The sequence below is a fragment of the Defluviitalea raffinosedens genome (assembly GCF_016908775.1).
GTDB classification, from domain to species: domain Bacteria; phylum Bacillota; class Clostridia; order Lachnospirales; family Defluviitaleaceae; genus Defluviitalea; species Defluviitalea raffinosedens.
The window spans coordinates 56119-71922 of sequence record NZ_JAFBEP010000007.1; the positions used below are offsets into that span (position 1 = coordinate 56119).

A 15804-nucleotide genomic window follows, 5' to 3' on the forward strand; every position below is an offset into this window, starting at 1 on the left:
TTAATCAGAAGCATATAGTTTTGCATCCAGCTCAATTAAAATGCCTATATTATAAATATAAACATTGCTTATTTCTATAGCAAATAAGTTTTGCATGTACTCAGATAAATTCAATTTCTCAAATTTTTTGTGGTATTCCATGACGTAATCTCTGATATTTCCAATGTCTGGCTGTATATAATAATTTAGTGCACTTGCAGGTATATCATAGTTTTTGGTTAGTATATCCGGGAATATCTTTCCTCCAAATAAATCCGCAATGAATCTGACATAAGCATAAGCTGCGATCAGCTCTGGGTGTTCTTTATCTATTTCTTGTATTCTCGCTATGCATGCTTCTGTAGAAGGCAGCAATTTCATTTCAGAAAGTTTTTCGCCAGCCAGAATTTCTAAGTCCTTTTTTATTAATTCGGCCCTATACAATTCTTTTGTAGCAAAAAGTTTAATACTTTCATGATCTGAATGTTTATCAAGACTGCCTTCTATAGCCTGATACATAGCATGCAAGTTAAATATATATTCTATATATCCTTCTTTGCTTGCGTTACCTTCAATCAATCGGTTAATAAACCCACTTTTTTCAGATGCTAAATGCAATGCTTTGGTATTGCTTTTTATCTTTTCTGTAAAATCCATCTGTTTTCACCTCAAAGTATATACTTATTGTCTTTGGTTGTTCGCCTTTATCATTAGATAAGCTTTGTCTCAATAAAAGTATTATATTGCTCGATCAGAGTTTTTATACGCATATTTTTAGCAGTAAAATGAGCAGACACGCGGTTAATTTTGCCCAAGCTAAATGAATCGCATAATTTAATAGCATGATAAGGAAACCGGGTCGTAAAGGTACAGCTATAGTATTTAGAGGTTAAAATCAGTATAATGAAGTTATGCTAATAAATTGAAGAGATACAGGAGAATCTTTTAGAGGCAGATCATCGGTATTTAAAGTAAGGAGTCCTTTTTCCACTGAGTAATTGACAAAAGGCTGAAGTACAACATTTATGAAAAGGTTGTTGTAGGAAGTATATTTAGGATCAAGGATACCCTGGTCTCCATAGATGATCAGTTCATCTTGATTGGTATATATATTGCTTTCATGGGCAAGGGCATTAAATGTATAGGTCTTTGCTTTAACGAGTTGCCCATTGGGTCTTCTAATCTTTATAAACTCTAAAGTGATTGGGACATCTTTTGGAGGAATATCTGAAGTTTGAAAAGAGAGCAGTCCTTTTTGTACTGTATAGTTTACTTCCGGCTGCAATACGCCATTGACATATAAATTTACGAAAGATACTTCTTCAGGATCGATAATTCCTGTATCACCAATTTTGTCTTCATCTATATATTCATTTTTTATGCCATCAGAAATTGTATTATAGTAATATATTTCTGCAGGGTATATGTCGCCACTTGAATCTCTGAACGTAACAAACCTGATGAGTATAGGAGCATTTTCTACAGGAGCATCAATGATATTTAAAGTAAGCTTTCCTTGTTCAATATCATAATTCTCCCTTGGTTGTACAACACCGTTAATATATAAATTAAAGAAAGAAACCATTTCTGGATCCAGGATACCTCTATTCCCATATTCGGGTATTTCATCTTCATTCGTATATTCTTTTTTATCTTCCTCATATAAAGTATTGTATTGGTATACTTCAGTTCTGAGGAGACTTTCTCTGTATGTAATATTGATTTCTGTTGTAAAATAGCGTTGGCAGAAAGTTTTGGGCTGAGTTTTTGGCTGAGCCATTGAACCAATATTTATTTTAATACTTAGATTTAGCAAATCATTTTCATTACTTATAACCTTGGTACCACAATTAAAGTAGCATGTTTTAAAAGATAAATCTGTTCTTTTTGGCACACACAGATAAAAACTTTTATATATTCTGAATGGTATTGGATTTGAAATAAGGTTGTCCTCTACAAAAAGGGAAATATATCCTTGAATGTACACTACAAATTGATTGGCACGTACATATTTTCCAGAAGGCAATCGAATCCGTTTACTTCTGGTTTTGAGAAAACGGGTTACATCGGAATAACTAATTGCCATGGGATTGTATGGATTTAGTATATTTCCGTGTTTATCTGTCAGGTGGCAGTCTATTTTTGATAAGTTTGTAAACCACATCACCCTCACTCCCAATTAGTTAATTTGAACAATTTTCTATATCTTATTCATACATAATGTTTGAAGTTACATTTAGAATAAAAGGATGTGCCGGATGGCCCATCCTTTTATTCCTATTAAGTTTTAAGTTATTATTGTAGTGGTGGAGTCTGCATCTGGAACAAAGTTGGTTACTACTAAAGTAATCACTGCACCATCAGGTATACTAGCTGCATCTGTGATGACTACTTGTGTATCTGAAATGGTGTATAAATCTGATTGTTGTAATACGCCATTGATGAATAACAAGTAGTAACCATTTCCCGCTATAGCTTCAGTGATTGTAGTTACTGGAGTATCTGTATCATCTACAAAAGCGGTTGCTGGAATTTCTAAGGTAGATCCAACACGATGGGCAGGATCTACTGAGTAAAAATATCTTTCTACATCTGGGTTTGTTGAAACGTTTGTAGTTGTTTCTGCAGAAATAACGAGTTTAAATAAAGTAGCCATTCATTCACCTCCTCTGATCTTTATCATTACACTATATCTTATGTCGAAATAAGAAGAATGGTGACAGGTTGACCACTTCTTTTATAAAATTTTTACGATGATGATATTCTGTTTTTACGGAGAAAAGATATAGAGAAGATGATTGATAAGGGAATAAACAGCTGTTTTAGTCAGGATTTTACATAACATAAAAGTAGATTAAAATAAAAAGATTGAATCGTTTGCAGAGATATGTTACATTAAATGTAATTAAATATGGAGCAATCAGGTGTCGAAGCAACCATGCAATGTGGTTGGCTTCGGTGAAAAGGGAAACAGGTGCAAATCCTGTACGAACTCGTCACCGTAATTAGGGAGCTAAGCCGATATATCACTGGGAAACTGGGAAGATGGCCGATGCGATGATCTTTAAGTCGGGAGACCTGCCTGATTGTCGTACAGAAACGTTTGTTTTAGGCCACGAGTAACTGGTCATTGTACGGGTATGATTTGCAGGATGATATTTCATTATGAAGAAATATAGTATCCGGCAAGTGATTTCGCGTGCAAACCCTTTACCAGTAGCTGGAAAGGGTTTTTTTAGTTTAGTGAGAAAGGCTAGGAGAACTATGGCAAAGGTAATAATGGTACAGGGAACTATGTCCAATGCAGGGAAAAGTCTTTTGGTAGCAGGTTTGTGCAGAATTTTTAAACAGGATGGCTATCGTGTAGCTCCTTTCAAATCACAGAATATGGCGCTCAATTCGTTTATTACAAGAGAAGGACTGGAAATGGGACGGGCTCAGGTTATGCAGGCGGAAGCTGCAGGCATTACACCGATGGTCTGCATGAATCCTATTTTACTAAAGCCCACGAATCATACAGGTTCTCAAGTCATTGTGAATGGTGAAGTCCTTAGGAATATGAGTGCAAAAGAGTATTTTGCCTATAAAAAGGAATTGATTCCTGAAATCAAAAAAGCTTTTCGTAAGCTTGAAGAGTTTGCAGACATTATTGTGATAGAAGGCGCAGGGAGTCCGGCAGAAATCAACTTAAAACAGGATGACATCGTCAATATGGGCATGGCCCGGATGGTAGACGCCCCTGTACTTTTGGTGGGAGACATTGACAGGGGAGGCGTATTTGCACAGTTAATGGGAACGCTGATGCTGCTTGCAAAAGAAGAAAAGGAAAGAGTAAAAGGATTAATCATCAATAAGTTCCGTGGAGATAAGTCCATATTAGATCCTGGGATCAAAATGCTGGAAGAAAAGGGGAAGGTACCGGTAATAGGTGTTGTACCCTATATGGAACTGGCTTTGGAAGATGAGGATAGCTTAACGGAGAGATTTAATAAAAAGCTAGGAGGATTAATAGATATTGTTGTTATTCGCTATCCCCGAATCTCCAATTTCACAGATTTTAATATATTTGAGCAGATTCCCGAAGTTACTGTACGCTATGTTACTTCTGTCCGCGAACTGGGACATCCTGATTTGATTTTCCTTCCGGGGAGCAAAAACACTATGGGGGATTTAAAATGGATGCGGCAGAACGGGCTGGAAGCAGCCATAAAAAAACTTGCAGAAGATATTCCAGTGTTTGGCATATGTGGAGGATATCAGATGTTAGGATGCCGGATTGATGACCCTCATGCCATGGAAGAAGGTGGCTGCATTCGAGGAATGGAATTATTGCCGGTAGCTACCGTACTGCAGAAAAAGAAGAAACGTTGTCAGGTGGAAGGGGTAATAGACGAGCTGGATGGAATTTTCAGCGGAATATCGAGATGTCCTTTTAAAGGATACGAAATTCATATGGGACAAACTGTATATCACGAAGCATGTGACGTGTCAGAAGACATTTACAGTAGCAGAATAGGAAATAATGTGGTGTTCTCTGCCAATAATAAAAATGTATATGGTTCTTATATCCATGGATTGTTTGATCAAAGCAATATAGCCCATGGAATCGTACAGGCTTTGGCTAATAAGAAAGGTATCAAAATAGAGGATGGAATCTTTGAGAATTATCAAATATTCAAAGAAAAACAGTATGACAAGTTAGCAGAAACATTAAGAAAATACTTAGATATGGAGGTAATTTATGAAATCCTTGGAGAAGCCTATTTGGAATAGTTTAACAAGAGAAATTCTGGAACAAATTGTTATTACACCACCTGATGAAGAGGTTAGAAAAAAAGTATTGAAAAACTGGGATGCCGTTGCGAAACCCATTGACAGTATGGGAAGGTTTGAGACCCTCACGGCACAGATTGGAGCAATACTAGGTACTGAGCAAATCAATATAGATAAAAAGGCTGTTGTGATCATGTGTGCAGATAATGGAATAGTGGAAGAGGGTGTCACCCTGTCTGGTCAGGAGGTAACCGTTGGGGTAGCCGGGTTGATGGCAAAAAAACAGTCATCAGTAGGAAGAATGGCAGACAGTATAGGCGCAGATACTATCCCGGTGGATCTTGGCATCAATGCGAAAGACCCCATTCCGGGCCTTAAGAATAAAAAAATAAGATGTGGAACCCGCAATTTCGTAAAGGAACCTGCCATGACAGAAGAGGAAGCATTAAGGGCAATTGCTGCAGGCGTAGAGATGGTATATTCCTGTAAAGAAGCTGGATACAAAATGCTTGGTACAGGAGAACTGGGCATGGGCAATACGACCACCAGTGCTGCTGTTGCTGCTGCATTGCTTCAGTGTGAGGTAAGTGAAGTTACAGGCAGAGGAGCTGGATTAAGCGATACAGGATTCCTTCGTAAGCAACAAGTAATTAAAGAAGCTATTGAGAAATACGGTTTGTATCATGCGGATCCATTAAAAGTTTTGGCAACTGTAGGAGGACTGGACATTGCCGGGCTAACAGGGGTGTGTATTGGTGGTGCACTTTATCATGTACCTGTTGTATTGGATGGTGTGATCAGCATGGCGGCAGCCCTTCTGGCAGAGCGCATGGTACCCGGAACGAAAGATTATTTATTGCCTTCCCATAAGGGAAAAGAGCCTGCCATAGAAATGCTTATAAAAGAACTGGGAATAGAGCCGGTGATTGATGGAAAACTGGGATTAGGCGAAGGAACCGGTGCAGTCATGATGTTTTCACTGCTGGATATGGCCCTTAGTGTTTATCATAGCAGTGCGACCTTTAATGATATTCAGGTAGAACAACATAAGAGGCTTTAAACATGATGACACTCATTATCGGAGGAAGTGGCAGCGGAAAGTCATCTTATGCTGAAGACTATATAGCCACTTGCTCTAAAGACAGCAGAAAGTATTATATTGCTACCATGCAGGTTTTTGACAAAGAAGGGCAGGCTAAAGTTGAAAAACATCAAAAGATGAGAGAAAATAAAGGATTTTATACGATAGAACAACCGATATCGATAGGGAAGGTGTTGGAAAAAACAGGAGAAGCTCTGGTTTCTGAAAGTACGGCGCTTTTAGAATGTATTTCTAATTTGGTTGCCAATGAAATGTTTTTCGGGAATGAGTCGAAAGAAATTAAACGGATAACCGAAAAGATTATACGGGGAGTGGAGCAATTAAATAAAAGTTTTAAGCATCTGGTGATTGTGACAAACAATATATTTGAAGATGGAATGATTTACGATGAAACGACTATGGATTATATACAGGCTATGGCTGACATCAATAAGAAACTGGCGATGATGGCGGATAAAGTGATAGAAATCGTCGTAGGCATTCCCGTTATACTGAAAGAAGGAAAATAGTATGCGGATTTTAAAATCTATTGTTATCGCATTTTCCATATATTCTAAAATTCCTGTGCCGCAGTTTGAGTGGAAAGAAGAAGATATGGAATATATGATGTGCTTTTTCCCATGGATTGGAATTGTGATAGGGCTCTGTATTTATTTTTGGAGAGTATTTTCTCAAAGCCTTGGTATCGGTGAAATCTGTTATACGCTCATTGGGGGAGCTATCCCTCTTATGATCACCGGAGGCTTTCATGTGGATGGCTATATGGATACTATGGATGCATTTCATTCCTATCAGTCCAGGGAAAAGAAGCTGGAAATCTTAAAAGATTCCCATATTGGTGCATTTGCTGCAATTATGCTGGGAGCCTATGGGCTCATTTATTTAGGAGCATTTTCAGAAATCCAGGAGGAGAATTTATTAAAAATTGTGTGTGCAGGCTTTGTTTTGGCACGATGTCTTAGCGGACTTAGCGTAGTTTCATTTCCACCGGCAAAAAAGAGTGGATTATTTCATATTTTTTCTAGCAGTGCACAAAAAACGAAAGTGAAAATCTCTCTTTATGTGCAAGGGGCAGCATGTATGGTGTATATGGTGGGGCAATCCTTATATGCCGGAATAATTGTGCCTGGAGCGGCTCTTTGTGCTTTTATTTATTACTACTATCGCTGCAAGAAGGAATTTGGCGGTTTTACAGGAGATACGGCAGGTTATTGCGTATTGCTTTGCGAAGGCAGCATGATAGTGGCAGCGGCTTTACTCAATATTTTAGCATAGGAGAATGAATATGAAATTAGTGATTGGCGGATATGCCCAGGGAAAATTAAATTATATCCTGCAGGAAATTAATGCAGATCATTACGTGGTTTTTGACGGAAGCATTCCAGATGAAATACAACTTAAGAAGGCCATGGAGCAGGGAAAGAATATTATTATTAATCATCTTCACAGCTGGGTCAGGGAATGTATTGCTAAAGGAGGCAATCCGGAGGAAGAAATACTTTCTTTTCTACAGAAGAATCCTGAAGCCATAATTATTAGCGACGAGATTGGCAATGGCATTGTACCCATGGATCCCTTTGAAAGAGAATACAGAGAACGCACAGGCAGGATTCTTGTAAGTTTAGCAAGTCTGGCAGATGAGGTGGTGCGGGTCCTATGCGGCATTGGCCAGAAAATCAAATAAAGATTGTGATGATACGCCATGGAGAGACAGCATCCAATAAAGAACAGCGTTATTTGGGTAAAACTGATGAACCTTTAAGTGAAGAAGGCATCAAGGTACTGCAGGAAGCCAAAGATGCCGGGGTTTATCCTGAGATTGATTATTTGTTTTCCAGCCCTATGAAACGCTGTCTGGAAACTGCTAAGATACTCTATCCTGATAAAGAACCGATTATCATACCGGATTGGGAAGAGATGAACTTTGGTATCTTTGAAGGGAAGAATTATATAGATTTACAGAGGGACGAACGGTATCAGGCGTGGATTGACAGCAATGGTACTTTGCCTTTTCCGGAGGGAGAAAGCCGAGAGGATTTTGATAATCGTTGTAAACAAGGATTTCAGAGGATGATAAGTTATCTTATGAATTTACTTAAACAGGTGAAGGATTCTAAATTAACCATCGGATTGATTGTCCATGGTGGGATAATTATGTCTCTGCTTAGCAGGTATCATGGAGGAGAATATTTTAATTATCAGGTTCCAAACGGCAATGGCTATATTTGCAGCCTAAAGGGAAGTCTTAAAAAGCCGGAAATAGCGGAGATTAAAAAATTATGGGAGAATAAGTTATGAAATATCATGCGTTGGCGTTTTTCTTAGGTTTTATTCTGGATATGTTATTGGGAGACCCTTACTGCCTGCCTCATCCTGTTCGTTGGATCGGGAAAGGGATTATAGCATTAGAACAAAGGTTATTAAAGAATGATGGAGACAGGAACGAAAAGCGTGAGTTAAAAAACGGAATGATCCTTGTTGTTATAGTATTGGCAACAACAACTACAGTCACTGCTCTTATTATAATAGGATCATATAACATACATCCATATTTTGGTGTCATGATCGAAACGCTTATGACCTATCAGATTTTGGCAGCAAAGTCCCTTAAGGTTGAAAGCATGAAGGTATATATAAGTTTAAAAGAAGAAGGCCTGGAAGGTGCCAGAAAAGCGGTTTCCATGATTGTAGGCAGAGATACAGAGAGCCTTGATGAAGAAGGGATAAGGAAAGCTGCTATTGAAACAGTAGCGGAGAATACTTCCGATGGTGTGATTGCGCCCATGCTGTATACGGCTCTGGGAGGACCTGTCCTTGGATTCTTTTACAAAGCAGTCAATACCATGGATTCTATGATTGGTTATAAGAACGATCAATATTTGTATTTTGGACGGGCAGCAGCAAAGCTGGATGATTTGGTAAACTATATTCCTGCCAGAATCAGCGCTTATCTTATGATCCTTGCGGCTTTTTTTGGCGGAAAAAACTTTAATGGAAAACAGGCCTATAAGATTTATAAAAGAGATCGTCGAAATCATGCCAGTCCCAATTCAGCTCAGACAGAATCCGTATGTGCAGGGGCTTTGGGGATACAGTTGGCAGGAGATGCCAGTTATTTTGGCAAGCTTGTAAAAAAGCCCTATATAGGGGATAAGTTGCGCCAGGTGGAGCATGAGGACATTAAGCGGGCCAATCACTTAATGTATATGACGGCATGGATTTGCGAAATATTGTGTTTGCTTGTGATGTTTATTGTGATTTGGCTATTGGAAGGGAAGTGACTTGCCGGTGAAAGGGATACATGGCGGAGATGTTTACAGGAACTCTGTAAATATGGATTTTTCTATCAATATCAATCCTCTTGGAATGCCGGAGGAGATAGAAGCAGCATTACACAAGGCAGTAAAAAGCTGCAGCCAATATCCGGACATAAAAGCTGAAAAATTAAAGAAAGCATTGAGCAGTGTATTGAAAGTTCAAGAAGCATATTTATTGTTCGGGAATGGTGCATCGGAGCTTTTCTTAGGTATAGTTCATGCCATAAAGCCTAAAAAAACTTTGATTCCCATCCCTTCTTTTTATGGCTATGAGTATGCTTTGGAAGCTGTGGACAGTAATATTATTTATTTTCAATTAAAAGAAGATAAAAACTTTTTACTGGACGAGTCATTTTTTGAGATACTGACAGAGGATATAGATCTTCTCTTTCTTGCCAATCCCAATAATCCAACCGGAAAACTGATGGCCAGAGAATACATAAAGAAGTTATTGGATATATGTAAAGACAGAAAGATATGGGTGGTACTTGATGAATGCTTTATTGAATTCTGCGAAAATGCGTTTTCTATATTAACGGAAATCGATAGCTATGAAAATTTATTGCTTGTGCGGGCATTTACGAAAATATATGCCATTCCGGGAGTTCGGTTAGGATATTTGGTGTGCAGCAATAAAGGTATTTTAGAAAAAATAAAAAAGCAGCTCCCCGAATGGAATATATCCACATTTGCACAGGAGGCAGGGCTTGCCTGTGTAAATCAGCCTTCATTCATAGCAAAAACGGTGGATTATGTAAAAAAGGAAAGACAATTTTTAATTTATCAATTGAATCAGTTGGGATTCAAAACATTTCCCAGTGAGGCTAATTTTATACTTCTTTACAGCGAAAAGCCCTTGTATGAGACATTATTAAAGCGTGGAATATTGATTCGGGATTGTGAGAATTTCAGAGGATTATCAAAAGGGTATTACAGGATTGCAGTAAAAACAAGAAAAGAAAATGAGAGATTAGTAAAAGCCATAAGTGAAGTATATGGCAAGGAATAGACTCGTTCTAACATTTGAATTATAAAAAGGGCAGATGCTGCGGATTAGTCAAATATCAAAGGTATGGGACTAATCCGTTTTATTTTTGAAATAAGAAAGTGTATTTTCATTGCAAGGGACCAAACTTTTTTATTTTATAAGGGTGACATAGTTGTATCTATTTGTCTACGGAGCGTGGATTATTTTTTATAGTATATTGGTTTATACTAGAGTCGAGGTGAGCACAATGGATTCAATAAGAAAAAAAGAACTTTTAGAACTCTATAAAAACAGACATCCTGAAATGGGGGTCATATCTTATCGCTGTAAAGAAACCGGTGAGGCATTTTTGGGTATCTCTACAGATACTAAAGCAGATTTTAACAGTAACAATGTGAGATTAAATGCCAGGATGCATCCTAATAAACGGTTGCAGGAACTTTGGAATCAATATGGTCCGGAAGGTTTTGAACAATCCGTTATCAAGGTGTTAAAGTATGAGGATCCCAAAGAAGATCATACAGAGAAACTGGAAAAGTTAAGAGAGCAGTGTTTTGCTGCTGATCCAAATGCAAGGAGGATATGGAAATGAATGAAAAAACAGTTATCGTATCAAAGGATTATAACCGTGTAGACGGCAGAAATGCGTATACATCTGACATTAAGCGTTTAACTTTAGGAGAACCTATACTGGAAGAGAATAAAAAGATGCAGATTGCCGCACAGATATGGAAAGAAAAAGACGGGGAACTGGTTTTAGCTCAGGAATTACCCGTCCATCAGGTGTTTGACCTTATGATTTTACTCTCCAGGACATTGATTTATTTTAAGGAAGCTTATAGAATGCCTCTTTTATATGATCCGGAAAATCCTATGATAGAGCGTGTCGGTGTGCAGGGGGATGCAATGTCTGTAGAAATTTGTGTTGATAACGAAAATATCAACGAAGACATTAAAGCATTTGCCCAGAGCCTGAATGATTTAGGAGAAATCATTGGAGAACGTCAACGGGTACTGACTAGCATTTTAGAAGAATTGAAGCACTATTAGAAAAAATGAATCATTAGCTTTAAAAGAACTTCCTATAAGATTGGTACAAATCATTGCAAGGTTTTTATAAAAAACTCCTCTATGACATGTGGTTTTTGTCGTAGAGGAGTTTTGCTATGAAGGGTTACTATAAGCATTTGAATAAACATCGTATCTTATTTATGTCTTATATGCTTAGCCCTGAGTTTAGAAGGTGTGCATCCGTATGCTTCTTTGAACATATGATTGAATAATTTATAGTTGGTAAACCCATGACGTTCTTGAATGATTGTAATGCTGTCATCTGTTTGCAGGATATCGTTGTGAATCCGGGCAAGTCTTACCAGGTTAACATATTTCATAAAAGTAAGCCCCATGTGTTTTTTAAAAAAACGGCAAAAATATTCCGGATTCAAAGCGACCAAAGAAGCTACCTGCTCCAGGGTGATGGGTTCTTGATAATGCTGTTCCACATAATGAATAATTTTTTTTAACCGATCTAAATGCTTCGCAGATTTGCTTTCTTTTGCAGGATCTTTCATGATGGAATAATTGCCACAGAGTATGTGCAGAAATTGATAGAGTTCACTGATAAATAAAAATTGATATCCTTTCTCTGCTTGTACATAAAGTCTTGCCAGGTTAAGAAGATGAGCAATCATTTTTTGATATACAGGATCTTCTTTTAGTGTTTTATGAGGATAATATTGTCTGAATCGTATCATATCGAAGTTAACTACACACTGGTCAAAGAGTTCATAGGGGATTTGAAGCAATAGAACCCTAGAAGCTCCTAAACTTCTGGTAAAATGAATATCTCCGGAATTAACAACAAATAAATCATTCTGATGAAGGGTGTATTTTTCATCATTTAAAACAATATGGTTTGTACCTTCAAAAATGTACAGAACTTCTACATGATTATGCCAATGGTTAGGGATGAGCTGATTATAAGTGCGATAAATATCAAAATAAACCGGTAGCTGTGGTCTGGGCGTAATAATTTCATGGATGGACATTGGTTAATTTATCCCTTCATATAAAGTGTTTTTGGAAAATATAAGCTATGACGAAAGTAACATAGGGCTATAAAAAAGTCAATATTGACTGAATAAAAAGTCAGAAATCGACTTGCTTAAAAGTTTTTATGGAGTATAAAATATAAGAAAATTCGACTTATACATTTAAGTCGTTAATTTATCACAGATTAGGGGGATTTCATATGATTAAATGGCAAAGAGCAAGGTTTCAGCCCAATCTGCCTTTGGGGGAAAATGGCCAAAAAGTTACAGCATCTAAAGAGCATCGGGAACTATCAAAGAATGCTGCAAAAGAAGGTATGGTTCTTTTAAAAAATATGAATCATGTTCTTCCACTGCCCAAAGGAGCAAAAGTTGCATTGTTTGGAAAAGGTACTTTTGATTATGTTAAAGGTGGCGGAGGCAGTGGTGATGTGACGGTTGAATATGTTACCAATTTATATGACGGTATGAAGGCATTAAAAGAAAGAGTTACTGTGTTCGAGGAACTGGCAGACTTTTATCGGGAAAATGTTAAGGAGCAGTATGCAAAGGGTGCCGTACCGGGTCTGACAGTAGAGCCGGAAGTTCCCCATGAGCTTTTAGTAAAGGCTAAAGCATTTACAGATACGGCAATTATTTCTATTAGCCGCTTTTCAGGAGAAGGATGGGATCGAAAAAGCACTTTTGACAAAAAGAATATTGATCTCTCAGATTTTGGAGCGCTTCAGGCAAAGAAAGCCGAAGAAATTTTTGAAAATGGTGATTTCTATTTAACAAAAAAAGAAATTGAAATGGTGAATATTGTAAAAGAGAATTTTGACAAGGTCATTGTTGTTATGAATGTAGGCGGTATGGTGGATACAGAGTGGTTCGTAAACGACGATGCCATTCAATCTGTTTTAATGGCATGGCAAGGGGGCATGGAAGGAGGAAGGGCTGCTGCGGAACTTCTTTGCGGTATAGGCAATCCTTCAGGCAAATTATCAGACACCTTTGCAAAAAGATTGGAAGATTATCCGTCCACATATAATTTCCATGAATCTGAAGACTATGTCGATTACACTGAAGATATATATGTAGGGTATCGTTATTTTGAGACGATTCCCGGTGCAGCAGATAAAGTGAATTATCCTTTTGGATATGGATTATCCTATACATCTTTTGACTACTCTGTTGCTTCAGTAAAGCAGGAAAATGATCTTATTAAGGTTTTTGTGAATGTAACCAATACAGGTTCTATGGAAGGAAAAGAAGTCATCCAGATTTACTTTGAAGCACCCCAGGGACTTCTTGGCAAGCCGGCTAAAAGTTTGATTGCTTTTAAGAAGACTCGTTTATTGAAGCCTGGAGAGACTCAGCTTGTAAGTCTTGAATTTTCGGTGGATGACATGGCTTCTTATGATGATTTGGGTAAGATTCAGAAATCTGCCTATGTTCTTGAGGCAGGGGAGTATGTATTCTTTGTTGGAACTTCTGTAAGGGATGTAAAAAGACTTGATTTTGTTTATATAGAAGCTCAAAACAGAGTTGTAAAGCAGCTTACTGAGAAAATAGCTCCCACTTCATTGAAGGAAAGACTGCGGGCAGATGGAAGTCTTGAGAAACTTCCGCAAAAAGAACCTAATGATCCTGATGCATGCGGGATTGAAAAGATGTCCATAGAAATGATGGAAGCGTATGCGCCGGAAGTTCGTGCAAGAGGCCGTTATGCATTATGGGAAGGACCGTATGCAAAGGGTAAACGTACTTTTTATGAGGTAGCCGAGGGTAAGATTTCAATAGATGAATTCCTGGCACAAATGACTGATGAAGAAGTAGCTCATCTATTAGGTGGTCAGCCCAATACAGGGGTTGCCAATACCTTTGGATATGGAAATATGCCAGAATACGGCATTCCCAATGTGATGACTGCTGATGGACCAGCTGGATTGCGAATTGCCCCGGAATGCGGTGTTCATACTACTGCCTGGCCTTGTGCAACGCTCCTGGCTTGTACCTGGGATCCAGATCTTGTATATGCAGTGGGAGAAGCAGGTGCTAAAGAAGTAAAGGAAAATAATATTTCAGTATGGCTAACTCCGGCTGTGAATATACACAGAAGTCCCTTGTGTGGTCGTAACTTTGAATATTATTCTGAAGACCCGTTTTTGGCTGGCAAACTGGCTGCAGCCATGGTAAAAGGGATTCAATCCCAGCATATTGGAGCAACTGTTAAACACTTTGCTTTAAATAACAAGGAGACCAACAGAAAGAACAGCGATTCCAGAGTGTCCGAACGAGCAGCCAGGGAAATTTATTTAAAGCCCTTTGAAATCATTGTAAAAGAAGCAAAACCATGGAGCATTATGTCCTCTTATAATATGATCAATGGACATCGGGCATCGGAAAACAGAGAGTTGTTGGAAGATATACTAAGAAGCGAATGGGGCTTCGAAGGTATGGTTACTACCGATTGGTGGACTTATGGAGAACATTATAAAGAAGTCAAAGCAGGAAATGATGTTAAAATGGGTTGTGGTTACCCTGAACGTCTCATGGAAGCCAAAAAATTAGGTCTAATCTCTCGCCGAGATATGGAAGTCTGTGCAAAGAGAGTTCTTGAGTTAATTTTGAAATTGGATTAAGTAATGGTGTGTGAATCCATACCATAATAAAAAGAGCTGTTATACGAATTCATTCGTACAACAGCTCTTTTTATTATGGGTCGTGACCCTGTTGAACACGGAAAGGGTGTGAATCAAAAAACCACCCGCTATATATGGATAGGTGACGATCGTTATAAAAAAATTACCTTATCGTTATAATAAAGTTGTTCAAGTCAATTTTAGAGTTTAATATAGATGTCATCGCAAGATTTTTATAAAGATGTTATACTAACAGAGATGGAGGTGAAGGCATGGATTGTGTGAAAATAGGACAATTGATTGCCAAACTTAGAAAAGAAAAAAATCTTACTCAGAAAAATATTGCAGATGCATTGGGGATACAAAGCAAAACCGTTTCAAAATGGGAATGTGGTTTAGGCTGTCCGGATCTGTCCCTGTGGCCGGAGTTATCTACTATTTTAGGTGTGGATATGAAACAGATGATGGAGGGAGAGATTACGTCGAATAAACCGGACAGCGGCAATATTGACAAAGTACGTTTTTATGTCTGTCCTAGCTGTGGAAATATTCTGGTCAGTACAGGAAGCGCCTCTATATTCTGCTGTGGGAGAAAGCTGGAACGTATCTTGCCTGTAGTTTCTTCTGATGCCATAAAGATTACAGCAGAGGAAATAGAAATGGATTACTTTATAACCTTTGACCATCCAATGACCAAAGACCATTATATTTCTTTTGTAGCTTATGTAAAGACGGATAAAATATTTTTAAATCGCTTATATCCGGAGCAAAGCCCCACATGCAGAATTCCTATAGCTAAGGGTGGAAAACTATATGTTTATTGTATTCAACATGGATTAGTAATGTATTCGGATAAAGATTTGAACCAAACTGGGAAGGCTTAGAGTATATTTTAACGAGGGAATGACTAACGAATAAAGTAAAATTATTTAAGCCCGATATGATCAAACTTATAATTTAAGAGCACATC

16 protein-coding genes and 1 riboswitch are annotated in these 15804 nt (G+C 38.0%); of the genes, 12 read left to right on the forward strand and 4 right to left on the reverse strand.

From position 1 onward, the window contains the following. The 3 genes from JOD07_RS07195 to JOD07_RS07205 form a co-directional block, all read right to left on the reverse strand. Positions 1-636, reverse strand: coding sequence for a biliverdin-producing heme oxygenase (locus JOD07_RS07195; RefSeq protein WP_204613062.1), 636 nt, complete (start codon positions 634-636; stop codon positions 1-3). A 238-nt stretch (positions 637-874) separates the two neighbouring features. Further along, positions 875-2143: a DUF4183 domain-containing protein gene (locus tag JOD07_RS07200; protein ID WP_204613064.1), complete on the reverse strand. Its 1269-nt coding sequence runs from the start codon at positions 2141-2143 to the stop codon at positions 875-877. A gap of 123 nt (positions 2144-2266) precedes the next feature. After that, on the reverse strand, positions 2267-2635 hold the full coding sequence (locus JOD07_RS07205) for a DUF4183 domain-containing protein (RefSeq protein WP_158739999.1): 369 nt from the start codon (positions 2633-2635) through the stop codon (positions 2267-2269). A 249-nt stretch (positions 2636-2884) separates the two neighbouring features. Further along, positions 2885-3079, forward strand: a riboswitch (cobalamin riboswitch). Positions 3080-3243: 164 nt separating this feature from the next. Between JOD07_RS07205 and JOD07_RS07210 the strand changes: the two genes are divergently transcribed. From JOD07_RS07210 to JOD07_RS07255, 10 genes are all read left to right on the forward strand, one after another. Further along, positions 3244-4752, forward strand: a complete 1509-nt coding sequence (locus JOD07_RS07210; protein ID WP_204613066.1) for a cobyric acid synthase — start codon at positions 3244-3246, stop codon at positions 4750-4752. Continuing rightward, complete coding sequence (gene cobT, locus JOD07_RS07215; protein WP_158740001.1) at positions 4721-5812, forward strand: nicotinate-nucleotide--dimethylbenzimidazole phosphoribosyltransferase; 1092 nt, start codon at positions 4721-4723, stop codon at positions 5810-5812. The genes JOD07_RS07210 and cobT overlap by 32 nt, the downstream gene beginning before the upstream one ends. Positions 5813-5814: 2 nt before the next feature. Then, positions 5815-6363, forward strand: coding sequence for a bifunctional adenosylcobinamide kinase/adenosylcobinamide-phosphate guanylyltransferase (locus JOD07_RS07220; protein ID WP_204613068.1), 549 nt, complete (start codon positions 5815-5817; stop codon positions 6361-6363). 1 nt (position 6364) lies between these two features. Beyond that, positions 6365-7129, forward strand: a complete 765-nt coding sequence (locus JOD07_RS07225; protein ID WP_204613070.1) for an adenosylcobinamide-GDP ribazoletransferase — start codon at positions 6365-6367, stop codon at positions 7127-7129. A 10-nt stretch (positions 7130-7139) separates the two neighbouring features. Further along, positions 7140-7538, forward strand: coding sequence for a bifunctional adenosylcobinamide kinase/adenosylcobinamide-phosphate guanylyltransferase (locus JOD07_RS07230; RefSeq protein ID WP_158740004.1), 399 nt, complete (start codon positions 7140-7142; stop codon positions 7536-7538). Further along, on the forward strand, positions 7511-8152 hold the full coding sequence (locus JOD07_RS07235) for a histidine phosphatase family protein (protein WP_204613072.1): 642 nt from the start codon (positions 7511-7513) through the stop codon (positions 8150-8152). The genes JOD07_RS07230 and JOD07_RS07235 overlap by 28 nt, the downstream gene beginning before the upstream one ends. Next, entirely contained in the window at positions 8149-9135 is a 987-nt protein-coding gene (gene cbiB, locus JOD07_RS07240; RefSeq protein WP_204613074.1) for an adenosylcobinamide-phosphate synthase CbiB, read from the forward strand. Before JOD07_RS07235 ends, cbiB begins: the two co-directional genes overlap by 4 nt. A 7-nt stretch (positions 9136-9142) precedes the next feature. Next, positions 9143-10180 (forward strand): pyridoxal phosphate-dependent aminotransferase, encoded by a 1038-nt coding sequence (locus JOD07_RS07245; protein ID WP_204613082.1) that lies wholly within the window; start codon positions 9143-9145, stop codon positions 10178-10180. A 226-nt stretch (positions 10181-10406) separates the two neighbouring features. Continuing rightward, entirely contained in the window at positions 10407-10751 is a 345-nt protein-coding gene (locus JOD07_RS07250) for a GIY-YIG nuclease family protein (protein WP_158740008.1), read from the forward strand. Then, positions 10748-11209, forward strand: a complete 462-nt coding sequence (locus tag JOD07_RS07255; protein WP_180322446.1) for a DUF6530 family protein — start codon at positions 10748-10750, stop codon at positions 11207-11209. The genes JOD07_RS07250 and JOD07_RS07255 overlap by 4 nt, the downstream gene beginning before the upstream one ends. Before the next feature lie 155 nt (positions 11210-11364). On the opposite strand, the gene JOD07_RS07260 is transcribed toward JOD07_RS07255, so the two are convergent. After that, complete coding sequence (locus tag JOD07_RS07260) at positions 11365-12207, reverse strand: helix-turn-helix transcriptional regulator (RefSeq protein ID WP_204613106.1); 843 nt, start codon at positions 12205-12207, stop codon at positions 11365-11367. Between the two features lie 203 nt (positions 12208-12410). Here JOD07_RS07260 and JOD07_RS07265 point away from each other — a divergent pair, with 203 nt between their 5' ends. Together JOD07_RS07265 and JOD07_RS07270 are read left to right on the forward strand one after the other, a co-directional pair. Then, complete coding sequence (locus JOD07_RS07265; protein ID WP_204613108.1) at positions 12411-14834, forward strand: beta-glucosidase; 2424 nt, start codon at positions 12411-12413, stop codon at positions 14832-14834. A 272-nt stretch (positions 14835-15106) separates the two neighbouring features. After that, a complete protein-coding gene (locus tag JOD07_RS07270; protein ID WP_158740012.1) occupies positions 15107-15718 on the forward strand; it encodes a helix-turn-helix domain-containing protein in 612 nt (203 codons plus the stop codon). Positions 15719-15804 lie beyond the last annotated feature (86 nt).